Raw genomic sequence first — 272 nt, 5'->3', positions numbered from 1 at the left:
GCGGTGGGGTACGAGACAGTCGGTGCCGACGGCCACGCCCTGGACGCCGCTCGATTGATGGCCGACCACCGGCCGCCCGCGCTCCTGGTGGAGGACGAGCGGGGCGCGCCGAAGGCGATCCCGCCCGCTACCCAGATGATCAAGATACTGGTGCCGGAGTACGTCGTGGGGGTCACCACGCTCACGGCGGCCGACGAGGAGCTCCACGCCGCCCGACTGTGCGAGGCTCTCCCGGGACGCAAGGTGGGCGGCTGTCTGTCGGAGGGCGCGCC

General features: G+C 72.8%; 1 pseudogene. It reads left to right on the top strand.

Annotated elements, in window-relative coordinates:
* A pseudogene (locus KVT44_RS56110) lies at positions 1–272 on the top strand (hypothetical protein); the annotation flags it as partial.

Source organism: Streptomyces sp. GbtcB7 (genome assembly GCF_019091445.1).
Lineage (GTDB): Bacteria > Actinomycetota > Actinomycetes > Streptomycetales > Streptomycetaceae > Streptomyces > Streptomyces mirabilis.
Note: the sequence above shows the minus strand (reverse complement) of the source record. Positions and strands in the feature narration are given on the sequence as shown.